The sequence below is a fragment of the Bifidobacterium sp. LH_417 genome, from assembly GCF_056357035.1.
This window is the reverse complement of the sequence record NZ_JBKEVI010000004.1, coordinates 30115-53762: the sequence shown is the minus strand read 5'-3', so window position 1 is coordinate 53762 and position 23648 is coordinate 30115. Positions and strand designations below refer to the sequence as shown.

20 protein-coding genes and 1 riboswitch are annotated in these 23648 nt (G+C 60.9%); of the genes, 1 reads left to right on the top strand and 19 read right to left on the bottom strand.

What is annotated here, in order from left to right; all coding sequences use genetic code 11:
* Positions 1 to 33: 33 nt before the first annotated feature.
* The 17 genes from tyrS to AC1AYR_RS03995 all read right to left on the bottom strand — a co-directional run bounded on the left by tyrS (position 34) and on the right by AC1AYR_RS03995 (position 19312).
* A complete protein-coding gene (gene tyrS, locus AC1AYR_RS04075) occupies positions 34 to 1356 on the bottom strand; it encodes a tyrosine--tRNA ligase (protein WP_476511571.1) in 1323 nt (440 codons plus the stop codon).
* Positions 1357 to 1479: 123 nt separating this feature from the next.
* The gene (locus AC1AYR_RS04070; RefSeq protein ID WP_476511614.1) at positions 1480 to 2364 is read right to left on the bottom strand and encodes a putative ABC transporter permease; all 885 of its coding nucleotides are present in this window, start codon (positions 2362 to 2364) and stop codon (positions 1480 to 1482) included.
* A 2-nt stretch (positions 2365 to 2366) separates the two neighbouring features.
* Positions 2367 to 2927 (bottom strand): HD domain-containing protein, encoded by a 561-nt coding sequence (locus AC1AYR_RS04065; RefSeq protein WP_476511572.1) that lies wholly within the window; start codon positions 2925 to 2927, stop codon positions 2367 to 2369.
* Between the two features lie 119 nt (positions 2928 to 3046).
* On the bottom strand, positions 3047 to 3490 hold the full coding sequence (locus AC1AYR_RS04060; RefSeq protein WP_476511573.1) for a rhodanese-like domain-containing protein: 444 nt from the start codon (positions 3488 to 3490) through the stop codon (positions 3047 to 3049).
* A 98-nt stretch (positions 3491 to 3588) separates the two neighbouring features.
* Positions 3589 to 4398 carry a thiazole biosynthesis adenylyltransferase ThiF gene (thiF, locus tag AC1AYR_RS04055; RefSeq protein WP_476511574.1) on the bottom strand — a complete coding sequence of 270 codons (810 nt, stop codon included), beginning with the start codon at positions 4396 to 4398 and terminating at the stop codon, positions 3589 to 3591.
* A gap of 78 nt (positions 4399 to 4476) precedes the next feature.
* The gene (locus tag AC1AYR_RS04050) at positions 4477 to 5346 is read right to left on the bottom strand and encodes a thiazole synthase (protein ID WP_101621613.1); all 870 of its coding nucleotides are present in this window, start codon (positions 5344 to 5346) and stop codon (positions 4477 to 4479) included.
* 162 nt (positions 5347 to 5508) lie between these two features.
* A complete protein-coding gene (gene thiS / locus AC1AYR_RS04045) occupies positions 5509 to 5703 on the bottom strand; it encodes a sulfur carrier protein ThiS (protein WP_476511575.1) in 195 nt (64 codons plus the stop codon).
* A 188-nt stretch (positions 5704 to 5891) separates the two neighbouring features.
* Positions 5892 to 5994: riboswitch (TPP riboswitch) on the bottom strand.
* Between the two features lie 181 nt (positions 5995 to 6175).
* Positions 6176 to 7648: an argininosuccinate lyase gene (gene argH, locus AC1AYR_RS04040; protein WP_476511576.1), complete on the bottom strand. Its 1473-nt coding sequence runs from the start codon at positions 7646 to 7648 to the stop codon at positions 6176 to 6178.
* A gap of 118 nt (positions 7649 to 7766) precedes the next feature.
* Complete coding sequence (locus AC1AYR_RS04035; RefSeq protein WP_476511577.1) at positions 7767 to 10991, bottom strand: type I restriction endonuclease subunit R; 3225 nt, start codon at positions 10989 to 10991, stop codon at positions 7767 to 7769.
* A gap of 23 nt (positions 10992 to 11014) precedes the next feature.
* A complete protein-coding gene (locus AC1AYR_RS04030) occupies positions 11015 to 11677 on the bottom strand; it encodes a Fic/DOC family protein (RefSeq protein ID WP_476511578.1) in 663 nt (220 codons plus the stop codon).
* A complete protein-coding gene (locus AC1AYR_RS04025) occupies positions 11670 to 11858 on the bottom strand; it encodes an antitoxin VbhA family protein (protein WP_476511579.1) in 189 nt (62 codons plus the stop codon). Before AC1AYR_RS04025 ends, AC1AYR_RS04030 begins: the two co-directional genes overlap by 8 nt.
* A gap of 14 nt (positions 11859 to 11872) precedes the next feature.
* Positions 11873 to 13120, bottom strand: a complete 1248-nt coding sequence (locus AC1AYR_RS04020; protein ID WP_476555139.1) for a restriction endonuclease subunit S — start codon at positions 13118 to 13120, stop codon at positions 11873 to 11875.
* Complete coding sequence (locus tag AC1AYR_RS04015) at positions 13120 to 15681, bottom strand: type I restriction-modification system subunit M (protein WP_476511581.1); 2562 nt, start codon at positions 15679 to 15681, stop codon at positions 13120 to 13122. The genes AC1AYR_RS04020 and AC1AYR_RS04015 overlap by 1 nt, the downstream gene beginning before the upstream one ends.
* Positions 15682 to 15715: 34 nt before the next feature.
* Positions 15716 to 16654: a restriction endonuclease gene (locus AC1AYR_RS04010; RefSeq protein WP_476511615.1), complete on the bottom strand. Its 939-nt coding sequence runs from the start codon at positions 16652 to 16654 to the stop codon at positions 15716 to 15718.
* A gap of 134 nt (positions 16655 to 16788) precedes the next feature.
* Positions 16789 to 17112, bottom strand: coding sequence for a hypothetical protein (locus AC1AYR_RS04005; RefSeq protein WP_476555138.1), 324 nt, complete (start codon positions 17110 to 17112; stop codon positions 16789 to 16791).
* A 185-nt stretch (positions 17113 to 17297) separates the two neighbouring features.
* Positions 17298 to 18227, bottom strand: coding sequence for a site-specific integrase (locus AC1AYR_RS04000; protein WP_476511582.1), 930 nt, complete (start codon positions 18225 to 18227; stop codon positions 17298 to 17300).
* Positions 18228 to 18460: 233 nt separating this feature from the next.
* Positions 18461 to 19312, bottom strand: a complete 852-nt coding sequence (locus AC1AYR_RS03995; protein ID WP_476511583.1) for an HAD family hydrolase — start codon at positions 19310 to 19312, stop codon at positions 18461 to 18463.
* A 242-nt stretch (positions 19313 to 19554) separates the two neighbouring features.
* On the opposite strand from AC1AYR_RS03995, the gene AC1AYR_RS03990 reads away from it, so the two are divergent.
* Positions 19555 to 20928, top strand: coding sequence for an RNA-binding domain-containing protein (locus AC1AYR_RS03990; protein ID WP_476511584.1), 1374 nt, complete (start codon positions 19555 to 19557; stop codon positions 20926 to 20928).
* A gap of 44 nt (positions 20929 to 20972) precedes the next feature.
* On the opposite strand, the gene AC1AYR_RS03985 is transcribed toward AC1AYR_RS03990, so the two are convergent.
* Together AC1AYR_RS03985 and AC1AYR_RS03980 are read right to left on the bottom strand one after the other, a co-directional pair.
* On the bottom strand, positions 20973 to 22358 hold the full coding sequence (locus AC1AYR_RS03985) for an ABC transporter permease (protein ID WP_476511585.1): 1386 nt from the start codon (positions 22356 to 22358) through the stop codon (positions 20973 to 20975).
* Complete coding sequence (locus AC1AYR_RS03980) at positions 22345 to 23646, bottom strand: ABC transporter permease (RefSeq protein ID WP_476511586.1); 1302 nt, start codon at positions 23644 to 23646, stop codon at positions 22345 to 22347. Before AC1AYR_RS03980 ends, AC1AYR_RS03985 begins: the two co-directional genes overlap by 14 nt.
* Between the last annotated feature and the right edge of the window lie 2 nt (positions 23647 to 23648).

Sequence of the window (23648 nt, the reverse complement as noted above, 5' to 3'; positions counted from 1 at the left end):
CCTCGCACGGAAATCATGGGATTCGAAGAACGCTCAGCGCTTCTCGACGGCGCCGAGCGCCTTCTTGCCGCGGCGGATCAGCGCGAAACGGCCCTGGAGGAAATCACCCTCGCCGAGCGTCGCCTCGTCGCTCTCCACGCGCGCGTTGTTGAGGTACACGCCGCCGGACTTGATGGCGCGACGCGCCTCGGAGACGGTCTTGAACAGGCCGGCGGCCTGCGCGGCGTCGATCACGCGCACGCCCGCCTCGACGGACGGGAACACGTGCTCGCCGTTCTCGTCGACGACCTTGAAGCCGTCGAGCACCGATTCGAGCGTCTCCGCGTCGATGTCGGCCAGATCGCCGCCGCGGCCGAACAGGGCTGCGGAGGCGTCGATCGCGGCCTGCGTGGCGGCCTCGCCGTGCACGAAGCTGGTGACCTCCCAGGCGAGCGCCTTCTGCGCCTCGCGACGGCCCGGATTGGTCTTCGACTCCTCGACGAGGCGTTCGATCTCCGCCTTCGGCAGGAAGGTGAACGCCTTGAGCAGGCTCTCCATCTCCACGTCCGGACGGTTGATCCAGAACTGGTAGAACTTGTACGGCGAGAGCATCGTCGGGTCGATCCAGACGGCGTTGCCCTCGGACTTGCCGAACTTCTTGCCCTGCGCGTCGGTGATGATTGGGCTGGTGAACACGTTGACGTCCGCACCGCGCACCTTATGGATAAGGTCGAGGCCCGACGTGAGGTTGCCCCACTGATCGGAACCGCCGAGTTCGAGCGTGCAGTGGTACTCGTCGAACAGGTGGAGGAAGTCGTTGCCCTGCAGCACCTGGTAGCTGAACTCGGTGAAGGAGATGCCCTCCTCCGAGTTGAGGCGGCGGGCGACCGTGTCCTTGGCGAGCATCGTACCGAGACGGAAGTTCTTGCCGACGTCGCGCAGGAAGTCGATGACGCTCATGGACGCGGTCCAGTCGTAGTTGGAGACGAACCGCACCGGGTTGTCGCCTTCCGTCTCCAGGATGCCGCCGATCTGCTTCTTCAGACGCTCGGCCCAGCCGGCCACCACGTCCTTCGGGTTGAGCGTGCGCTCGCCCGACTGGCGCGGATCGCCGATGAGTCCGGTGGCACCGCCGACCAGCGCGATCGGGTGGTGGCCCGCCGCCTGGAGGTGACGCATGTTGATGAGCTGGACGAGGTTGCCGATGTGCAGGGAGGCGGCCGTCGGGTCGAAGCCGCAATAATAGGTGATCGGCTCTCCGTTCAGCGCTTCTGCGAGTCGATCGCGGTCCGTGGACTGCGAGATCAACCCGCGCCATTCCAGTTCATCGAGCAGGGTGTCGAACCCCGCTTGCGTGAAGTCGATGACGTGAGCCATAACTGGTCGCTCTCCCTATCGAATTGTGAATAGTGACATGCCCTACTCTGATTTCAAGCGTATCCAAGTCTCGCATGGCGCGGCGACAGTGGCACGCGGTGCCGCCGCGGCGTTCCTGCCGGGTCAGCGGCCGCCGCGGCGGAGCTTGTCGAACGCCTCGCGCAGCTGCTGGAGGGATTCGTCGTTGCGCGTCGCTTTCAGACGCGGGAAGGAGGCGATCATACGGCGCTGCTGGCGGTTGAACGCCTTGCCGGCGGCCTCGCGGATGCGCATCATCAGCTCGGTGGACATCTCCATGCCGGAATGCCACGATCCGCCGACCTTCTCCCCCACCTTGCCGGGCACGCCGCCGAGACGCTCGTTCGCACCGGCCGCGACGTCCGCGGCGAGCTCGGCGGCGCGTCCGGTCGCCTCGCCCACCGCGTCGCCGACCTTCTCGCGCACCTCGTCGAACGCGTCGCCGTACTTGGCGACGGCGGCCTGGAACTGTTCGAGGCTCTTCTCGAAGTCGACGATGCCGACCACGGTGACCACCGCGTCGACGGTGATGGCGACGAGGAACACGGCGCACATCACATGGACCGCGGCCGGTGGAATCATCGCCGTGACGCGCTCGACCCACGGCTGGAAGACATCGACGATCGCCACGCCGAGCACGCCGAACACGACCGCGCCAAGCAGGCAGATACGGCCGTTGAGATTGAAGCGAAAATGCGAATAATCCCACCATCGCGCATGGAACAGCTCCTCCATCGCCCACGAGGTGAAATATTCGAGCGCGCATGCACCGATCGAGGAGACGAGGAACACGACCACCGGGTTGCGATCCCCGCCGAACACGACGATGGCGAGCACCGCGCCCGTGCCGTAGATCGGGCACAACGGGCCGTTGAGGAAGCCGCGGTTGACGGGCCTGCGCTGCTGCACGGAGACGAGGATCGACTCGTACACCCAGCCGCAGAAGCTGTAGAACAGATACCACAGGAACAGGTATTCGAAGGCGAGCATGGTCATCGGGAGACCTCCTCCTGTGTATCGGCTGGATTCCCGTCAATGCGGTCCGGGTCGGAGACCATGCCGGAGCGGCCCTTGTTGAACCGGTCGAGCGAGAACGTCTCTCGTGTGGCGGACAGCTTGTCGGCGGCGGTGACGAGCCAGCCCTCCACGTAGCTGGGCGCGGTGGGCGTCATCGGGAACATGTGGCAGGAGATCGAATCGCGTTCGATCGCGTTGAGACGGAAGTCGCGCATCGCGTTGAGCAATGCGGCGTTGCCGTGCGTGAACCCGTGCAGCCGGTGCGCGCCGCCGTCCCAGTCATGCCAGTCGTAGAGGAAATAGTCGTGCAGCAGCGCGGCGCGCACGAGCGACTTCAGGTCGACGCGGTTCCACAGGTGCGCGCGGTCGGCGAGCCAGACGGCGAGGCACGCGACGCGGATGGAATGGGCGAACGTCGATACGTTGCCGTGCTGGTAGTTCCCGCGTTCGCGCCGCATGTTCGGATGTTCGAGTACCTCGCGCCCGTTTTCGGCGACGATCCTCCGTATCTGCGTTCGGGTGAGCAGACGTCCCACGATGATGATCCCCTATCGGTCGGTTTGCGTTCGGTGCCGATTGTACGAAGGGGATGTGTCGGAAGCGTTCTCGCTTGGGGATGCTTCACAAGGCGATTGCAGACGGACGGCCGATTCGGTCATTCCGTCGGCGTCCGTCGGTCGTTCAGATACTCGCGGTAGGCGTGGAACCCGCCTTCGAGACTCGCCACGTCGTAGCCGCGGTCGGCGAGGATCTCGGCGACCTCCTCGCTCCACCAGCCTTCCGCGCAGAAGACGACGACGGTGCGGTTCTTCGGCACGGTCTTGAGGACCTTGGCGAGCGGGTCGAGCGGCGCGTTGATCGCGCCTTCGATCGGGTGCGCAGCCACGTCGGCGGGCTCGCGCAGGTCAAGCAGGGTGACGTCCGTCTTGTCGAGCGCGGCGAATTCCGCCGGTGTGATGCGGCGAATCGCGGATTCGGCGGATTCAGCGGATTCGGTCGCGTTCGTAGCGGTTCCGGTCGCGTTCGTAGCGGTTCCGGTCGTAGCGGTTTCGGCCGTCGTATCAGCGGCGACGGTGTTGGCATGCCATGCGATGGGCATTGGTGTTCCCTTCTTGTCGGTGTCTCTCCCCCACCCGGCCTTGCCGGGAGCCCCTCGACGAGAGAGCCGAGATTGGTACCCCGTCTGGCCGTGCGGCGTCAGATGGCGCAGGCGGGCTGGATGTAGCGCGTCGGGTCGAGCGCGGTGATGGTCGGGTGATCGCCGCACACCGGGCAGTCGGGCACGCGCTTCGGCAACGGCACACGGCGGATGTTCATCGTGAGCGCGTCGACGGTGAGCATGCGCGCGACAAGCGGTTCACCCACGCCGGCGATCAGCTTGACCGCCTCCGTCGCCTCGAGGCTGCCGATCACGCCGACGACCGCGCCGAGCACGCCCGCCTCGCGGCAGGTGGGAATCTCGCCGGCCGCGGGCATGTCGCGGAAGATGCAGCGGTAGCAGGGGCCCGCGCCCGGCACGACGTCCATGACCTGTCCGGCGAATCCGACGACGCCGGCGTGGATGAACGGCTTACCGGCGAGCACGCAGGCGTCGTTGATGAGGAACTTCGCGGAGAAGTTGTCGGTCGCGTCGATGACGAGATCGTACGGGGCGATGAGGTCCTCGACGTTTCGCGCGTCGAGGAGCGTGCGGTGCGTGACGACGTCGACGTCCGGGTTGAGCGCGCGGATCGCGGCCGCCGCGGATTCGACCTTCGGCTCGCCGACGGATGCGGTGGTGTGGATGATCTGGCGCTGCAGGTTGCTCAGGTCGACCACGTCGCCGTCGACGAGGCCGATACGTCCCACGCCGGCGGCGGCTAGGTAGAGCGCGGCCGGCGAGCCGAGCCCGCCCGCGCCGATGATGAGCACGCTGGATTCCAGCAGCCGCTTCTGCCCCTTGACGCCCAATCCCTTGAGGATCAGGTGCCGTGAATACCGTTCGAGCTGTTCATCCGAGAACGCCATATGTCTTCTTCTCCGATCTCTCCCTCAGTCGGCTCCGCCGACGGCCCCCTCGTCAGAGGGGGGCGAATAGCAGGTGTCTCAGTGCAGATATCCCGTGGTCGGGCTGGACGGCACGGCCTGGCCTTCCGTCACCTTGCCGAGGCCGGCGAGGTAGGCGGCGCGGCCCGCATCGATGGCGTGCTTGAACGCCTCGGCCATGAGCGGGATGTTGCCGGCGGAGGCGACGGCCGTGTACGCCATGACGGCGTCGGCGCCCATCTCCATCGCGTCGGCGGCCTGGCTGGGCCGTCCGATGCCCGCGTCGATGATGACCGGCACGTTCGCGTTGGCGATGATGATCTTGATGAAGTCGCGCATCCTCAGGCCCATGTTGGAGCCGATGAGCGAGCCGAGCGGCATGACCGCGGCCGCGCCGGCCTCCTCGAGCTGGCGCGCGGCGATCGGGTCGGGGAACATGTACGGCATGACGACGAAGCCCTCCTTGGCCAGCATCTCGGTGGCGCGGATGGTCTCGGCATTGTCCGGCAGAAGGTACTTGGTCTCGTGCTCGATCTCCACCTTGACGAAGTCGGTGTGGCACACTTCGCGTGCGAGTCGGGCGATGCGCACCGCCTCCTCGGCATTGCGCGCGCCGGACGTGTTCGGCAGCAGCGTGATGCCCTCGGGAATGTAGTCGAGCACGCTGTTCTCGGTGGTGGTGGCGCGGCGCAGCGCCATCGTGACGATCTCGGTGCCCGCATGTTCGACGGTCGCCTTGATGAGGTTCAGGTCGTAGCGGCCGGAGCCGAGGATGAAGCGCGAGTGGAACTCGTGGCCGCCGAGGTTCAACGGCTTGTCTTCGACGGGCAGAATCGGCGCAGCGGTGCCGACCGGGTTGACGACCGACGGCTGCGGCGGCAGCGGCGTCGCCTCGACGGACGCCTCGGTGACCGGATTGATGTTGCTCATATTCTTTCCCTTCCTTGGGTTGGTAGTCTTTCCGCTCCCGCTGGCGAGAGCTGTCGAACGAAGTGAGACTGAGGGTGGTCCGCCCGCTCAGCCGCGGCATCGTTTCCCCGCTCCCGCTGGCGGGAGCTGTCAGCGAAGCTGACTGAGGGTGGTCCGGCCCGCTCAGCCGCCCTGGACGAACTGGACGATCTCCATGACGCTCTGGTCGTCGAGCATCGCCTCGCCGCGCTTGTCGCGCGGGATGATCTCGCCGTTGAGTTCGATGGCGACGCGTCCGGCCCTGAAGCCGTGTGCCTCGAGGTAGTCGGCGACGCTGACGGGCGCGTCGAGCGTGACCTGCTCTCCGTTGACCTGCATAAGTCCTCGTTCTCCCTTCCGGATGTTCGGTCCGGATACTAAAAAAGGGCGCACGGAACGAACCGTACCCTAAGTGGTGCGCCCATCCATGAACCCGGTCATGCGACCATGCGGCGCGGATGCCCGGCCACACGGCTTGGTTATCTGGTGCGAACGAGTGCTTTCGGCTTCAGGGTTCCCGAGAAGCCTTGGCGAAAGAAGACGATTCCTTACGGCGGCATGACCCGCGTCAAGTTCCCCGGTCGAAGCTCGCGCTTCCTCTCAGCCCTTCGGGCTCCCGTTCGTGCTGAAGCCCAGTGTAGATGTCGACGGTGACATCCGAATGCGTGAATCGGATCGCGGCCGATTCCGTTTCGCTCCCGCCGGCGGGAGCTGTCGTCGGAGACGACTGAGGGTGGCCAGGGCCCGGCCCAGAACCACCCTCAGTCCCGCCTACGCGGTCCGCCTCCCGTCTGCGGGAGCGACGACACGATCAGAACGTGCCAGGAGCCCTGTAGGAGGGGCCGTCGGACGTGGAGTCGGCGAAGACCTTGAGCTCCTCGACCTCGCGCTTAGCGTCGGCGATCTGCTCGCGCACGCGGCCGTAGGCTGTGCCGCCCTTGCCGTTGCGGGAGTCGACGGAGCCGTGGCTGGAGAGCACCTCGCGCACACCCGGGGCCTTGTCGGCCGGCAGGAACGCGGCGAACGTGGAGACGAAGTCCTCGTCCGTCAGGTCCCACAGCTCATGGCCGCGGCCTTCGGCGAGCTTGACGCATGCGCCGGAAAGCTCGTGCGCGTGGCGGAACGGCACGCCGTTCTTGACGAGCCATTCGGCGATGTCGGTGGCGAGCGCGAAGCCGGTGGGGGCCTCGGCTTCGAGACGGTCGGCGTCGAAGCGCATGGTGCGGACCATGCCGGTGAACGCGGGCAGCAGCACTTCGAGCGTGTCGACCTGGTCGAACACGGCTTCCTTGTCCTCCTGCAGGTCGCGCGCGTAGGCGGTGGGCAGGCCCTTCAGGGTGGCGAGCAGGCCGGTCAGGTCGCCGATGAGACGGCCGGACTTGCCGCGCGCCAGTTCGGCGATGTCCGGGTTCTTCTTCTGCGGCATGATCGAGGAGCCGGTGGAGTAGGCGTCGTCGAGCTTGACGAACGCGAACTCCTGCGTGTTCCAGATGATGATCTCCTCGCTCAGGCGGGAGATGTCGACGCCGGTCATGGCGGCGACGAACGCGAATTCGGCGACGAGGTCGCGCGCGGCGGTGCCGTCGATGGAGTTGTCGGTCACGCGGGAGAAGCCAAGTTCGCGGGCGACGGCCTCCGGGTCGAGGCCGAGCGTGTTGCCGGCGAGTGCACCGGAGCCGTACGGGGAGGCGTTGATGCGCTTGTCCCAGTCGATGAGGCGTTCGATGTCGCGCAGCAGCGGCCACGCGTGGGCCATGAGCTGGTGGGCGAGCAGCACGGGCTGGGCGTGCTGCATGTGGGTGCGGCCGGGCATGACGGTGCGGCCGGCCTTCTCGGACTGGGCGATGAGCGCATTCACGAGTTCGATGAGGAGCTTGGCGATGACGCGCGCGTGGCGGCGCAGCCACATGCGGATGAGGCAGGCGATCTGGTCGTTGCGGGAGCGTCCGGCGCGCAGTTTGCCGCCGAGCTCGTCGCCGGCGATGTCGATGAGGCCGCGTTCCAGTGCGGTGGCCTCGTCCTCGTCGTCCTCGATGGGCGCGAAGGTGCCGTCGTCCACGTGGCGCTGGAGCGTGTCGAGCGCGTCCTCCATGCGCTTGAGCTCGTCGTCGGTGAGGAGTCCGGCGCGGCCGAGGGCGCGCGCGTGGGCGCGGGAGCCGGCGATGTCGTCGTCGGCGAGACGCCAGTCGAACTGGGTGGACTTGGACAGGCGCGCCAGTTCGGCGGACGGCCCGGAGGTGAAGCGGCCGCCCCACAGGGCGAGGTGTTCGGTGTTTTCGGCCATGCAGGTCTCCTTCATGGGTTCGTGGGAATCTGTCCGGATGATTGCGGACGCGCACGGGCGCGCGTTCCGCGGCTGTCCGCCAGATTATCAGCGTTGGGCTACATCACACGGCAGGCATTCAGTCATCGCCGTGTCTGAGCGCCGCATCGACATCGAATCCGTCTTCCAGCACGAATCGTCTCAGCAAAGCTCGTACTTTACGGTTCACCTTGGGCTGGGGTATGGGCTTGTGCCATAGTTGCTCAAGCACGGACTTCGCACGCTTTTTGTCAATGGACGCATACAGGGCATCGAGTCGGCCGAATTCACCGATATTCGCCTCATTGATGAGCTTTCCCGTGAATTCCTCCAGCAGGGATCGCTCCACACCGAAGTATTCCACGAGTTTGTCGGTCTGCTCATCCTTCTCGCGCCGCGCATACTTGGTGATGTAGTCACGCAGGGTCATGTCGTCCTCCACGTCCATGTCCCCTCGCTCCACATCGTGCAGGAACAGTTCCGCCAGCCGTTGTTCGTCGGCGGACAATGTGGCGAACGAACGATGTAGTTGAGCGGACGCGGCCTGCAACTCGGGACTGTTCTCGCGTAGCGCCTTGAGCCACTTGGTGAAGTTGGCGTTCATGTAGTCCGTGTCGATGAGCCCGGTATCGATTGCTGTCAGATATCCGTCCAACTCATACGGCGCCTCCGGCGTGTCATCCTCTCCCTGACTGCCGCCCGGTTCGTCTCCCTTGAACAACTCCTTGTACCGTTGCGCCAGAATCAGGTAGGTGCGTTCGTCCAGTTCCGGCCGCACATCCACCTGCGCACCGTTCTCGTCGGTAAACATGAACGATTCGCGTTCCCATGTGAATCCCTGCACCTTCGCCGCTTCAAGGAAACGATTAAGCTCCACGAACTCCTTGGCGAACTTGCGTCTGTCCTCCACCAACTCGGGCAGTCGCCGCAGATCACCCTGCCCCGCCGACGAGAACACGTTCAGGATTTCCTTGTACCTCGAATCCATGGACGCCACGTTCTGCGGCAGCTTCTGCACGAACAGCTCGAGCGGTCGGTCACCGGAATACAACTTCAGAGCACGTTCGATATTGTTTCGCATGGTGTGCGGCTTGCGGTAGTACCGGATGACGCCGAACGGCTTGTCCGGGCCGAACAGTCGGTTGGTGCGGCTGAACGCCTGGATGATGCTCTCGTATTCGATCACCTTGTCCAGATACAACGTGTTCACCCATTTCGAGTCGAATCCGGTGAGCATCTGGTCGACCACGATGAGCAGGTCGAGCCGCTGTTCACGGTTCGCATCGATGGCACCATAAGGCACCTTGTGCGAAAGACGCGCCGAAATATCCTTCTTCATGGCAGGCCAGTCAACGATGCCGAAGTCCTTGCCGTACGCCGCGTTGTAGTCGTTCATGATTTCAGCGAGTGCATCACCTTTCACAGTGGCACCATCGCTGTTGTCCACGTTCGGATCGAACAATGCGGTCACACGCAATTCCGGCGCCCTCTCTTTGAACAGGCGATAATAGCTGATCGCTTCCGGAATGGAGCTGGTGGCGAGCATGGCGTGGAACTTGTTGGCGTGGCTGAGCACGGGGAACTGCCTGAGAATGTCCGCAACGACCATGTCCTCGTGTTCGCTACCGATGCCGTACTGGTCCCGACCGAGGAAGTCCTCGATAGCGGCGATGCGCTCGCCGGTCTCGGAAACAGTGGAGCCCATCGGCACTTCGGCCTTGTCCATGTAATGCTCATACACTTTGGCTTTGGCCGGGTCTGCGAGCGCGGAGGCCACGTCGACGGCTTTCGCCTTGTCCAGAGCCACACGAAGTCGCACATCATCATCCCGATAGGTGGTGACCATGGTCGGGTCGAAGCCGAGCACATTGTGGTCGCGAATACCGTCTGCGATGAGGTAGCGATGCAGTTCATCGCCGAAGATCATTGCCGTGGTGGAGTTCTTCTTCTGATTCTCATTCAGAATCGGCGTACCGGTGAATCCGAAGAACAGTGCGTTGGGGAAAGCTCGGCGGATGTCTTGCAGCATGTCACCGAAGGTGGATCGGTGGCATTCGTCCACGATGAAGACGATGCGTTTGGCCGCCATCCTGTCCAGTTCAGCTTGGGTGACGCCGGTTTCGCCGAGTTTGATGTTGCTCATCTTCTGGATGGAGGTGACAATGAGGGTATCCGATGGGTCGGTGCTTTCAAGTCGGGTACGCAATACGCCGGTGTTCTCGGTGCCTTGCACGTCGTCCTCGTTGTCGGCGAAGCTGCGGTATTCCTTCAGGGATTGCGTGCCGAGTTCGATGCGGTCCATGAGGAACACCACTTTGTCCGCACGCTGGGAGTCGGCGATGAGCTGCGCGGATTTGAAGCTTGTCATGGTCTTGCCTGAACCGGTGGTGTGCCATACGTAACCGCCGGGACGGCCAGGCATGGCGGGACGTTGCTCCCAGTCGGTTTTTCGCACGACGTCGGAGATGGCGTTCGCCGCAATGTACTGGTAGCTGCGCAACACTTTGAGGCACCCGTCCGCGGAGTCGGCGATGGTGTAGAAGCCGATGAGCTGATGTGCCATGGGGATGGACAGAAGTCCGGCAGTGCCTGACGTTCCACCGATGAACAGTTTCCATTCATCCTTGCCGGGCTTTTGCCCTCCGCAGATGGGTTCGTTGTTGAAGTCCGCCCAGTGGAAGTAGTAGCTCGGGTTGAATTTGTCCACGCCGGGATTGGCGAAATACACGGCATCGTCCGGATTCATGGCCACGAAGATCTGTACGAGGCGGAACAGTCCGGTGAAGACTCCTTCGTGCGCATATTTCTCGATTTGATTGGTCGCCTGACTCACCGGTATGCCGCTGCGTTTCAGTTCGATATGGATAACCGGCATGCCGTTGATGAGCAGGCATAGGTCGCCACGGCGGGAGTTGGCCATCTTGTTCTTGGCTGGGTAGACCGGTTGTCGGGCGATCTGATAGACGCTGTGACCGCTGGCGATCTCGTTGCGGTCGTAGATCTTCAGACTGATTTCCTTGCCGAAGTGGGCTTTGTCTTCTCTGTTGTCTCGTGTGACGGACACGGTTTTGCCGTTGATGAACGAGTTCAGTGCCAAGGGGGTGCGCAACGTTTCGATTTGTTCGATAATCTGCGTCATCTCGCCGTCAGTCAATGGCTGGTCGTTGAGACAGTCCTTGCCCGCATTGCGCCGGTTGAGGATGCCCTTCCAGTTCTCGATGAGTTCCTTCTCGGTGGGGTATGTGAGCACACCATCCGTCCAGCCATGCTGCTGAAGCACCGAGATGACGCTCTCCTCGAAGTCCGATTCCTTGTCAAATATCATGGTCGTCTCCTGTTGTTCACCTTCTACGCATCAGTGCGCAGATGACCGACGCTCAGCGATTCGCCATTGATGGGCGTTGCCGGATCACACGGCACAGCGATTCGTCGAAACATCGCCTCAAGCGCCGCATAGTCCTGATGCTCCGCCGCAAGCCGACTCGCTTCGTCGTTTTCCTCGCCGCTGACGAGACGCCAGTCGAGATCGTATCCGGCGTCATGGCACAGCAGCGTCCAGAACAATCGCTGCACCCGCCCGTTGCCTTCACGGAACGGATGCACGAAATTGTAATTGTCATAGTGGTAGGCCAACCGTTGCGCGAATCGCTCCGGGGCAAGTCCCGTCAGCATACCGTCTTTCCTCAGTTCGCCCTGCGCCCAGCCGATGCCCATGACGATATTCGTGGACGGCAGGAAGAACTCGGCTCCCTCGACGTTCTTGCGAATCTCCACTGTGCGGATTTCACCGGCCCACGCATAGATGTCCTGGAAGAGCGTGCGATGCAGCATGCGGAAATCGTCCAGCGATCCGCTCATGCGGGGAATAGGCCGGGTGAAGAACTCGTTCATCCGCAATGCGACGAACTCGCCTTCCGCGTTCTGCAGCTCGTCATAGGTCGCTGCGCCGATGAGGTTACGCAGCACACCGCTTGCAGGATCGAGATACGGGTCAACGAATCGGTCAGGCATGAGCGGCCTTGGATTCAGGTTTATCGGTCTTCCAGCGGCGTTTGGTTCTGGTCATGAGTTCCTCGATGGTGAGGTCGCCCTTCACGTACTGTTCGGCATCACTGCGGAACTCGGCGGAAACATATGCGCCTTCCATTTCGCCAGAATGAATGGCCTCTTCCATGATGCGTTTGCGATCCATGATTCCTCCGATCCTCAGACGAACATCTGTTCCAGCAGTGATTTCTTGATGTTGTGCAGTAATTCCAACTTACGCTGATGAAGGGTGATGAGGGAATCGAGCCGGGAGAAGAAGGTGCCGATGCGCTGCTGCTCAGAGAAATCTGGACTTGGAACAGATAGTTCCATTACCCGGTTCTTGGAAATGTTAAATCGAGATATTCCCTGAGCCAACAACGTTATCTTGCTTCTGACTACTGACGATCTGAGCATATACGCCAGATAATCCGAATCAAACACCCCATCTTGGCGATATCCAAAACAGAAACTATTCAGATACACATTTGGCCTGTCAACAGGCCAAACAGAGGACATCCCAACTTCCTCAGGAGTTTCCGATGATACCGTAAACAGGACATCTCCCTGCCTGACTTCATTTTGACGGGAATCAATTTCCACCGCTTCCAAACGACGCGCATCAGCAATCGGATTGTCAAAAACATTCGTATATGGCACAAACCGAGCTTCACCATGACCAAAATCCGATTTACCTTTTCCTGATAAACCGGAATAAGTCGTGCCGCAATCCCCCAACTTACGCTGTTCCCAAGGGTCAGTAAAACCAGCAAAACGAATCTTCGGAACGGACTCGCCTTCCTGTGGGAACATCTGTTCGAGCATTGACTTCTTGAGCACGACGAGCTTGTCATACTTACGCTGATGAAGGGTGATGAGGGAATCGAGCCGGGAGAAGAAGGTGCCGATGCGCTGCTGCTCAGAGAAATCTGGACTTGGAACAGATAGTTCCATTACCCGGTTCTTGGAAATGTTAAATCGAGATATTCCCTGAGCCAACAACGTTATCTTGCTTCTGACTACTGACGATCTGAGCATATACGCCAGATAATCCGAATCAAACACCCCATCTTGGCGATATCCAAAACAGAAACTATTCAGATACACATTTGGCCTGTCAACAGGCCAAACAGAGGACATCCCAACTTCCTCAGGAGTTTCCGATGATACCGTAAACAGGACATCTCCCTGCCTGACTTCATTTTGACGGGAATCAATTTCCACCGCTTCCAAACGACGCGCATCAGCAATCGGATTGTCAAAAACATTCGTATATGGCACAAACCGAGCTTCACCATGACCAAAATCCGATTTACCTTTTCCTGATAAACCGGAATAAGTCGTGCCGCAATCCCCCAACTTACGCTGTTCCCAAGGGTCAGTAAAACCGGCAAAACGAATCGAAGGAATGTTCGATTTTTCGCTCATCATTCACCTCCCAGCAGGGTCTTGAGCTCGGCGATGCCGGCCATATCGAACTCATCTCCAACCAATTGGTCGAGCATCGAACTCAGCTCATCCTCGGTGGCTTTGATCTGCCCGCACACATCGGCATAGGTGGTCGCGTACTTCTTGTCCAAGGCCGTAACCATGGCCACCAAGTCGTCCAGAACGGCAGTCGACAGCTCCTCAAGCTTGCTCTGCAACGGGTCGATCCACTTGGCGGCCAGCAAATCGGAGACCTCCTCATCACTCAGGCCTTCAATCACCGTCGCCGTCTTGTCTTCCAACGCAGCGCGCATCTCCTTGATGGCTTTCTTGACCTTCTTTTCCTCGTCAAGCAGACGATTCGCAGCCACCAGCGTACGGTCAAAGTCGGTTTCAGCATGCTTGCCGATTGCCTTCACCGCCTTCTTGAGTTCCGTCGCGACGAAGGCGTCGCCGTCTTCATTAATCGCATCGGAACTCTTATCATCCTCGTCAATGCCTTCGAGCAACTCAGTCAGCGCCTGGTCGGTCTCTCCCAGACGATGCTCCTGCGCGGCAATATCCGACAGATCGGCGGACAACAGCCGTTCCTGTACCAAGTCAAACGGCAGAATATGGCCCTTCCGTCCTTCCTGCACTTCGACATCCTTGCCGCCCTTCTTCTTGGCCACCATATTGGCGTCAACCTTACGCGCGGCCTCGGTACCCTCGCTCTGAAGGATTTCCAAGTCGCCGGAGATGGTCTTCCAACTGTCATCGAGCACCTGGTAGGCGGCGTAGGCATCCACCAACGGCACGTCATGCAGACGGCGGAACAAATCATCGGCGAGGTCCTCGGCCTTGGTATCAGCGTTGACGTGTTCGCACTCCTCTACCAGACCAGCACTCAGGAATTGCCGATAATCGGCGAATGTCTGACGATAGCGCGCCAAGTACTCCCGGACCTCGGCGTTATTGAATACGATATCCTTCACGGAACCGTCGACGACCCGGGCATTATGATCGTTCTGCATGGCGAACAGCTGCGTCTTCAGACTGGGGAACACATTCCAGAAGCGCTGCAATGCGTCGATTTCATGCATCGGCACACCACCGAACATGGTGGCGTAGATATCCCAGTTTTCGGCCGGTTCGGATGAATCCACATACCGTGGGATGTTGAGGTTGTAATCGTTGGCACGAATCTCATCGATGCTCACCAATCGGCTGAACTTGTCAACGTTCTTGACTCCGGTCACCGCGTCGACGATGCGGCGTATATCACATGCGCGCAGCTTGTTGTTCTTGCCGTCCTTGGTGAAATGCTTCGATGCATCCACGATGAGCACATGGTCATCGTCACGATGCTTGCGCAGCACCATCACAATAGTGGGAATGCCGGTGCCGAAGAAGATGTTCGCCGGCAGTCCGATGATGGCCTGAATATGGTGGTGCTCCACGAGATTCCTGCGGATTGCACCTTCCTCACCGCCGCGGAACAGCACGCCGTGAGGCAGGACGATGGTCATGATGCCGTCGTCACGCAGATGGTACAAGTCGTGCAGCAGGAAGGCATAATCGGCCTTGGATTTGGGCGCGATGCCGTACTCGAAACGCAGGTCGCTCCCCTGCTCCGGCGGCTCCCAATTCTGCGAATACGGCGGATTCGAGACCACGGAATCCACGAACAGCGGGTCGTAGGTCTCATCCTTGTTCTCGTCGGTGTCGAACCACGGCCAGTCGTCTTTGAGCGTATCGCCGTTGCGGGCCACGATGTTGTCCGGCAGAATCCCACGCATTACAAGGTTCATACGCGTGAGATTGTAGGTGTTTTCCTTGAGCTCCTGCGCATAGTACTTGATATCGTTCGGATCGCCGTTGCGCCGGGCAACCGCCTGGCCGATGTGAATGAGCAGCGAACCGGAACCCGATGTGGGATCATAGATGGTGATCTCCTTGCGATTCCGCAGATGCCATGCCACGATCTCGCTCATCAGCTGCGAGACCTCGCCCGGCGTGTAGAACTCACCAGCCTTCTTGCCCGCGTTGGATGCGAAATTGCTAATCAGGTATTCGTAGATGAAGCCGAGCGTATCGTAATCCTGACGGCTGTTCATCGGAATGTCCTTGATGAGGTAGATCAGGTCACGTGCAGCCTTGGAACGGCTACGCTCATCGGTGCCGAGCTTGGATAGTCCAGTCTGGAGCGTGTCGAAGATGCCGGCGAATACACGCTTGTGCGGCGGATTGATGTTGCGCTCAAACGCGGAAAGCGCGGTACGCACGTCGGCAATCTCGAAGTCCGAACCCTTGGCAATCCAAGTGGAGAAGAGGTTGTCGTAGGCGATGAAATAACCGCACATGTCGCGCACGTCCTGCACCGTCTCGGCGTCTTCTTCGACGAGCGACGGCAGATCCTCTTCGGTCCAATCATCCGCATACAGACGGTTCACCAGCGTCTCGGAAAGGAACTTGTAGAAGATGAAGCCGAGAATGTAGTCCTTGTATTCGTTCGCTTCGATCTTCGAGCGCATCCGGTTCGCGGACTCCCAGATCTTCGAGGCGAGCTGCTGCTTATTCATGCCACTCCTTGTGAAATCGTTTGATGAAGCCGTGCTACTCTTCATCGGTGTATTCGTTGAAAACGTCGCTATCAACGGACTTGACCTCGTAGATTCGACGAGTGCTGACACCAAAGCCATGTTCAATCATCAGCTGAGCGAGCTTGTGGCCGTCAACAAGGATGATGTGCTGCTGTTTGGCATACTCAACCGCCTGCGAGGTAAACCGTCCCGTGGTGACGAATAGGCCCTTGCCTCCTTGACCTTGGCCGGCTATGGCCCCGACAAACGCCTGGATATCCGGACGACTTACGGCATGGTCTTCGGAATAACGCTTGGCCTGTACATAGATTAGATCGAATCCAAGCTTGTCCTCCTTGATGATGCCGTCGATGCCCTCGTCACCGGTGATAGGCGTCATTTGACTCGCGGATTCGAATGCGCCATATCCCATCTTCGCCATCAGGTCGAGCACGAACCTTTCGAAAGCCAACGGAGACAACTTGAGCACTTCGACAAGCAGATCATCAGCAAGACGCTTGTTGATTGAGACGAACGCCCGGTCAAGCGCCTCATCAGGGGTCTCCTCGATGGTCTCATCACCCGACACCGCCGTCAGTTCTGGACTCTGCGAGTAAGCCGATCCGTCTGAGTCGTTTCTTTTGAATTCCAAGAAGGATCCATACCGTTCCAAAAACCCGTTGTCGATGTGTTCGCCGGACGCAAGAGCCTTCTCGCCTTCGGGCGTTATACGATAGGCTCCGCGTTTGGGACTTTCCATAAGCCCCGCCTTCTTGAGATATGTCCTCGCCCATCCGATGCGGTTATCGAGCACACGGGCCCTACCGCTGGGAAGCAGCTGACGACGCTCCTCCTCGGTCACGCCAAATTCGTCGGCAAGCGTGCCAAGCATCTCTTTGGACGTATGAATCCCGCCATCGTCAAGGAAGCGAAGCACTGGGCCAAAGAACTCGTCGTATCTGGGAATGGTCATCATCACTTCCGTTTCCGTCATAGCTGTCTAGCCATGATACGGCAAACGCGGGGAAACGCCCACCCGCTTGGGAACAGCGTAAGTTCTCTGATGAGTTTGTTTTCTTGAGAAATAACACGTTGTCACGCGCGGAACTAAGTGATGAGGAAGGTTCCGTTTATGATGTGCATTACGGTGACGTGCTGGTCAAGTACGGACCAATGCTCGACCTTGAAGATAGGGACTTGCCTCGAATCGCCGATGACTCCGTAGTTGAAAAACTGACGTGTGACAGACTCCAAGACGGTGATATCGTCATTGCCGACACAGCCGAAGACTTTACGGCAGGTAAATGTGTGGAACTGCGGAATGTGGACAATAGTCAGGTTTTCGCGGGTCTGCACACGATGCCGTGCCGGCCTGTGGATTATTACGCTTTCGGTTTTCTGGGTCAGTATTTCAATGCTCCGGCTTTTCATGATCAGCTTATTCCTCTGATGCAGGGCATAAAGGTTATCTCACTGTCGAAGGCAGTGATAAGCGGCGCAAAATTAGTAGTACCTTCGTTCGCCGAGCAGCAGCGCATCGGCACCTTCTTCTCCCGTCTTGATTCCCTCATCACCCTTCATCAGCGTAAGCACATGCGATTCGTCTTCGTTCGGATTCAGATGAGGGTGGATAAGGCGCGCATCACGATGTCGACGTCCTTGTTCTCCAGTTCGCGAATGACATGCAGATACGTGTCCTGCGTGGTATTCATGCTTGCGTGCCCAAGTCTCTTGGAAACGCTGGCGATGGATACACCGGCGAAAAGAAGCAACGACGCGTGTGTGTGTCGTAGTCCATGAATCGAGATCACAGGCACTTCGACTCGAGCGCAATGCCTCGCCAAAACGTTGTTTGCGGTTGAGTTGTACACCTTTCCGTTCACGAAGATGGGATCATTCTCAGGCAGATCCTTCAGCAATGCCGATAATTGCATGATGAGCTGCCAGTCAAGTTGCACCTTGCGGACAGAGGAGGCATTCTTCGTCGGCACGAATCCGCCACCGTTCTTGTAATCCCACGTCTTGCTGACCGAAAGCGTCTGATGGACGAAATCGAAGTCGGCAGGTGTGAGCCCCAATGCCTCGGAAAACCGCAGTCCCGTCTTGGCAATGAGCAGTATCAGCCAGTCCCAGCTCGGCGATGGCCCTAATTCAAGATCAGCAAGCATCGCATGAAGCTCGAACTGGTTAAGATACTTCGTCTTCTTGTCCCGTGGTTGCCGGCCTTTGATGATGGCTTTGCGTGTCGGGTCACGCGGAATAAGACCCTCGTCCACCGCGTCGAGAATGGCCCCCTTGAGCTGGTGATGGAAGTCCATCGTCGTCTGTCTCTCATGGTGCTCCGCATACCTGTTGATCAGTTTCTGATAGCTCACACGATTCATGTCGGCGAGTCTAAGATCAGGAACAAGCTTGCCGAGCCACGCTTGCGTGAGCTTGTACTTCTTCATCGTCACCTCACGGATTGCGCCTTCCTTGTAGACGCTGACCCATTGTGAGTAATAGTCGAGGAACAGCGTATCGCCGTTCGTGATGCTTCCGGTCATATGGTTCTCTTTCGGGTTGAATGCGCTTACGCCGATTCCGGATGTCATGCAACAGCCAACCAAGCGGAAGAGACGCCGACACGGAAGCCACCGATCATGAACCGGCAAACAATCGGCTATACCTTATTCTTCAAGAGAATCTCCTCGAAAATCGATTATGATCGATTTTCGATAAGACACGAGCACCGACCCTCCGGGGGGATGGGAGTGGACGTCAAGCGTCACGTCGCCGCTCAGATCAGGCCGAGTTCGCGGAAGGCGTTGGCGATGCCGTCGTCGTGGATGTCGGTGGTCTGCATGTCGCACCATCGTTCGATGCCGTGCACGGCGTTGCCCATGGCGACGGACGTGCCCGCGGCCTTGAGCATGGCCGTGTCATTGTCGGAGTCGCCGACCGCGATCGTGTCGGCGATGTCCGCGCCGAGCCGTTCCGCCACCTCGCGCACCGCGGTGCCCTTGTCGACTCCGTTGATGAGCAGTTCGCCGTTGTTCGGCGAGATCTTGTCATACGAGCCGTGCACGAGCGTGAACCACGGCGAAAGGTCGCGCCGCGTCTCCTCGAACGTGACATCCGGGTCCGGGCCGGTGAAGTACGAACCCTTGGACACGCGAATCACGGACCCGAGCGTAGAGCCCTCCGGCACCTCCACCTCGTCGATGCGATGCCAGAAACGCGCGAACTCGCCGCGGTCGAACGCCTTGCCCTTCGACTTGAGATGACGCGCGTAGCCCTCCGAGATGTACATGCCGTCCGCACCCTGCCACTGGTACGCCTCGATGCCGTGCGCCTTGAAGTACGCGTCGGCGGCGTCGACCGCCTCGGGACTCACGAACCGCTGGAACAGGATCTCGTCACCCAGATTCGCCTGCGCGCCGGCCACGGAGACCACGCCGTCGAAGCCCAGATCGAGGATGCTCCTCTCGATCTTCGGCAGGGAGCGTCCGGTGCAGATGAACAGCAGATGCCCGTTCTCCTGAGCCTTGCGGCACGCCTCCTTCGCCGATTCGGGCACGACATGCCTCTCGTCCGCCAACGTGCCGTCGATGTCGAGGAACACCAGCTTCCTCACGCCCTTCGCCCCCATACCATCTCTCCTTCCACGCCGTTGCGCCGGTTCCACCGGTTGCGCCGAACCGCCACCATCATACGTGGCGGGGGTGCCGACGCCCCCGAAATCCGCCGATGCCCCACAGCAGCACAACGCATAGCTTCTTAGCATTCTCCGTATATTGTACAACATCTCTTATATGAGATATACGATAATGTAAGATATGCGATATACGATATACGCAATAGCCATCGGAAGGAACCGGAGAGAAGAGCATCATGACGCAGCTCATCGAGGGACCGCAAATCGAATTCAAACGAGATTGGACGGATGGAGCCAAACGATCCGCCGTGGCCTTCGCCAACACCAGCGGCGGCATCATATACCTTGGAGTCGAGGACGACGGCACGGTAAGAGGATTGGCCGACATCGACGAAACGCAACGAAGAGCCACCCAGGCGATATCGGACGGCATTCGACCGGATCTGATGAGTTTCGCATCCGTGGAACCTGAAACCATGCAAGGCATGACGGTCGTCGCCGTGCACATCCAGCGAGGAACGAACAGACCATACTATCTGGCCGACAAAGGAATCCGACCGGCAGGCGTGTACATCCGATCCGGCGCGGCGTCGATCCCCGCCTCCGAAGCGGCGATAGTGGACATGATCAGACAGACCGCCGGAGACTCGTTCGAAGACGCCGTCTGCCTCGATCAACGACTGACCTTCACCGCCGCGGAAGCCACATTCGCCGAAGCCGGAATGACGTTCACCCAAGCATCCCGCCGCACCCTTGGTCTCATCAGCCCGGACGGCGTCTATACCAATCTCGCATGGCTGCTATCCGATCAATGCACGGCATCGATCAAAGCCGCCGTGTTCGCGGACGACGATAAGGAGACATTCCTCAACCGACAGGAATTCAACGGATCATTGCTCACCCAATTCAATCAGGTCAACGAATTCATCGCCCGGCACAATCCCGTCCGCTCCTCGACCGGCACTAATCTGCGACGCATTGACGATTATGGATACTCGCCACTCGTCCTGCGTGAAGCCCTGCTCAACCTCATCGTTCACCGTGACTACGGATTGTCCGGTCCGGCACTCATCAGCATCTTCGACGATCACATGGAGTTCCTTAACCTCGGTGGACTGCCCGCCACTTTCACCCGCGAGGACATGTTCAACGGAATATCCTCCCAACGCAATCCGAAACTCGCCAACGTGTTCTACCGGTTGCGCCTCGTGGAAGCATACGGAACAGGTATTCGCCGAATCCTCGGAGACTATCGAGAAGAACAACGACAGCCACGATTCGACATCACCGACCATGCGTTCCGACTCAACCTGCCGAAACATGAAGTGAAGATGACGAATTCCCCCGACAATGCTGGACCGGCATTGGATACCGCCGCATCACGCATTCGTCAGACGGACCTGTCGCCGGCCGAACGGCGACGGCAAACCATCCTCGACCATGTCTCCCAACATGGCTCAATCAGCCGCAAGGAGGCACAAGCCCTCACAGGAGCGTCACAGGCATCGGTCTTCAACGACATCAGAGATCTCGTCCGACAGAATCAACTCATCCGCATCGGGAGCGGCCCCGCCACGCGATATCGATCCCCCATCACGGACGCACACTAGGCAGTCGCCGACGCACGCGAAAGCGTCACGGCACGCGTTCCGCCTCACGCCTCGGCGAGCCGCGTCGTGGCGGCGGCGACCGGCGCGGGACGGGCGCGCCGGATGCGGCCGACCGCCAGCCCGAGCGAGACGAGCGCCACGGCGTACAGCGCGACGATGCCGGTGGCGACCGCCCAGCCCGCCACGTCCACGCCACCGGACGCCGCCGTGCCGGCGCCGAGCGCGTCGTCGATCGCCGTGCAGTACCACCAGCCGGGCAGCATCCGCCCGACCGCGAGCATCGGCTCGGGCATCATGTCGAGCGGCAGGGCGATGCCGGAGGTGAACAGGAGCAGCAGGCCGACCACGTTGGCGAAGCCGTTGGCCATCGTGTCGCCGACGCCGGCTTCGCCGAGCAGGAAGCCGCAGGCCACGGTCATCAATGCGTATACGCAGGCCGAGGCGACGGTCATCGCCACGCCGGACGCGGGAAGGTCCGTCGGATCATGGCCGCCCGCGAGCATGAGGGCGACGGACGCGAGCAGGTATACGGCGACCACGGCCAACGCGAACGCGCACAGCGTGGCCATACGCTGCAGGCCCATCGTCGAGGAACGCTGCGGGGAGGCGAACAGGCGACGCCGCGTCTCCCCCGCGTTGAACACGCCGGACACGAGCGCCGTGCACACGGTCATGGCGAGGAACAGCGGGTAGAGCGCCGACTTGATCGTGGAGCCGAATCCCGCCACGGTCCGGTCCGCGGCGGATGCGGCTGCGTCGGCGTGGGCCGACCCCGCCTCGGCATCGGCGCGATCGACGGCGATCGCATGGTTCGCGTCCTTGTCGCGCGCGACCGTCTTCACCCGTCGCGTCGCGGCGGTCAGATCGTCGAGCGAGGGACGGGCCGTCGCGCTCGTGCCGCCGGCCTCGGACGAGACGCCCGCGACAACACCCGCGACGCCCGTGACGTTCGCGCCGATCAATTCCGTGCGCGTCATGGACAGGAATCCGCCGACGGCCATCGACGCCATCGACCCCGCGCCGGACGTGTAGCTGGTGACGGTGTCGACGGCAGGCACCTCACCTCCCGAAGCGGCGGAGTCGAGCAGCTCGTCCGCGTACCCGTCCGGCACGATCACGATGAGATCGACCCAGTTCGAGGCGACCGCCTGCTGCAGCCTCTGGGAGTCGTCGGCGAGATCGACCATCTCGTTGTCGGCGGCGAGATACGCGCGCAGCGAGGAGGCGACGCCTCCACGGTCGGAGTCCCGGTCGACGACGGCGACCTTCGCACTGCCCGGATCGTAGACGTCGACGGTGCCGCCGCCGTCGCCGCCAAGCAACGACGACCCGTTGATGGCGAGCATCATGACGCCGATCAGCACCAGGTAGATGATGATGTACAGCTTGTGTGCGGCGAGCACGCGCAGCGTGGCCTTACAGGTGTTCATAGCGTTGCTCCTTGAGCATGACGACGCCGACGGCGAGGAACACGGCGCTCATCGCGATGAGCACGCCGCAGGTTCCAAGGAACGGACGGTAGTCGTCGTAGTAGAGGATGTCGTAGAACAGGTTCGTCACCTGCTGCGCCGGATTGATGAGCGCGAGGACGGGCGCATGCCGCGTGATCCAGTCGCTCAGTTCCATCGCGAACTGGCCGTACAGGCCGGAGAACAGGGACAGGGAGCATGGGATCGCGCTCGTCAGGCCGATCTTCACGCCGTGGCTCAACCCCGGAATCGCGCCGATCATCGTGCCGAACGCGCACGCCATGAACGAGGCCACGGCGACGGCCGCCACGGCCGCCGGCTCACGCCCGCCCAACGGCACGTCGCACACGTAGCGAATGTAGGCGAGCGCGATGGTCAGGCTTACGCCGGAGCACAGCCAGCTGGCGAGGAATCCGCCCATGAGCTGGCGGACGCGACCGAGCGGCGCCACCGTGCGGCGGATGCCCAACGCGGACAGGTTCGCCTGCGCGGTCGTGACCGCGGAGATCGAGTAGCCCATCGCCATGAGGCAGGTCATGCCGAGCAGCGCGTAGAAGTATCGCGCCGTCACGTCCGGCGTGAAGTTCGTGAGTCTGGTCTCGCGCGTCGTGTCCGTCACGTTGCCGATGGCCTCCCAGAACGCGCGGCTCTGCATCGCCTCCGGATGCCGTGCGAGCAGGTCGCGCGCGGAGGCGTCGGTCCGGTTGTACAGGTCGATCGCACTGTCGAGCGCGGCGGCCGTGATCGCGCCGTTCGAGTCGGACGCCATGGTGCCGCTCATCGCCTCGACGGCCTTCGATGCGAGCGTCATGCGGATGAACCCGTCGTCGTCGACGCGCAGATACCCTTTCGCGGAACCGTCGGCGAGCTTGTCGCGCGCCTCGCCGACCGATTCGACGGCGAGCGCGTCCACCAGTTTCGTGACGGTGACGTCGCCGCCGGAGATGGCGACGTCACCGGGAATCGTCGCGGCATCGGAGACCGTCTCGTCACCGGTGCCGCCGCTCTTCTGTGACGTGACGGTTTTCCCGGACAGTCCGTCGACGAACATCGTCGCGCCGGGCGCCTTCGTCCAGTTCTCATCCTCGACCACCGCCATCGGCATGGCCTGAAGCTCATAACCTTTCGCCAGATCGCCGAGCATGCCGTTGAACAACGTGGCGAGCGCGATGGGGAAGACGATGAGCCAGAACAGCGCCTGCCGATCGCGCAGGTTCGTCTTGAGCGTCATCACGAATGTGGTCCACATGG

What these genes read in the sequence shown, in the direction of transcription:
- tyrS (WP_476511571.1), bottom strand. Translation starts at nt 1,356, where the DNA reads ATGGCTCACGTCATCGACTTCACGCAAGCGGGGTTCGACACCCTGCTC.
- AC1AYR_RS04070 (WP_476511614.1), bottom strand. Translation starts at nt 2,364, where the DNA reads ATGCTCGCCTTCGAATACCTGTTCCTGTGGTATCTGTTCTACAGCTTC.
- AC1AYR_RS04060 (WP_476511573.1), bottom strand. Translation starts at nt 3,490, where the DNA reads ATGCCCATCGCATGGCATGCCAACACCGTCGCCGCTGATACGACGGCC.
- thiF (WP_476511574.1), bottom strand. Translation starts at nt 4,398, where the DNA reads ATGGCGTTCTCGGATGAACAGCTCGAACGGTATTCACGGCACCTGATC.
- AC1AYR_RS04050 (WP_101621613.1), bottom strand. Translation starts at nt 5,346, where the DNA reads ATGAGCAACATCAATCCGGTCACCGAGGCGTCCGTCGAGGCGACGCCG.
- thiS (WP_476511575.1), bottom strand. Translation starts at nt 5,703, where the DNA reads ATGCAGGTCAACGGAGAGCAGGTCACGCTCGACGCGCCCGTCAGCGTC.
- argH (WP_476511576.1), bottom strand. Translation starts at nt 7,648, where the DNA reads ATGGCCGAAAACACCGAACACCTCGCCCTGTGGGGCGGCCGCTTCACC.
- AC1AYR_RS04035 (WP_476511577.1), bottom strand. Translation starts at nt 10,991, where the DNA reads ATGATATTTGACAAGGAATCGGACTTCGAGGAGAGCGTCATCTCGGTG.
- AC1AYR_RS04030 (WP_476511578.1), bottom strand. Translation starts at nt 11,677, where the DNA reads ATGCCTGACCGATTCGTTGACCCGTATCTCGATCCTGCAAGCGGTGTG.
- AC1AYR_RS04025 (WP_476511579.1), bottom strand. Translation starts at nt 11,858, where the DNA reads ATGGATCGCAAACGCATCATGGAAGAGGCCATTCATTCTGGCGAAATG.
- AC1AYR_RS04020 (WP_476555139.1), bottom strand. Translation starts at nt 13,120, where the DNA reads ATGAGCGAAAAATCGAACATTCCTTCGATTCGTTTTGCCGGTTTTACT.
- AC1AYR_RS04015 (WP_476511581.1), bottom strand. Translation starts at nt 15,681, where the DNA reads ATGAATAAGCAGCAGCTCGCCTCGAAGATCTGGGAGTCCGCGAACCGG.
- AC1AYR_RS04010 (WP_476511615.1), bottom strand. Translation starts at nt 16,654, where the DNA reads ATGACCATTCCCAGATACGACGAGTTCTTTGGCCCAGTGCTTCGCTTC.
- AC1AYR_RS04005 (WP_476555138.1), bottom strand. Translation starts at nt 17,112, where the DNA reads ATGAAAAGCCGGAGCATTGAAATACTGACCCAGAAAACCGAAAGCGTA.
- AC1AYR_RS04000 (WP_476511582.1), bottom strand. Translation starts at nt 18,227, where the DNA reads ATGACCGGAAGCATCACGAACGGCGATACGCTGTTCCTCGACTATTAC.
- AC1AYR_RS03995 (WP_476511583.1), bottom strand. Translation starts at nt 19,312, where the DNA reads ATGGGGGCGAAGGGCGTGAGGAAGCTGGTGTTCCTCGACATCGACGGC.
- AC1AYR_RS03990 (WP_476511584.1), top strand. Translation starts at nt 19,555, where the DNA reads ATGACGCAGCTCATCGAGGGACCGCAAATCGAATTCAAACGAGATTGG.
- AC1AYR_RS03985 (WP_476511585.1), bottom strand. Translation starts at nt 22,358, where the DNA reads ATGAACACCTGTAAGGCCACGCTGCGCGTGCTCGCCGCACACAAGCTG.
- AC1AYR_RS03980 (WP_476511586.1), bottom strand. Translation starts at nt 23,646, where the DNA reads ATGTGGACCACATTCGTGATGACGCTCAAGACGAACCTGCGCGATCGG.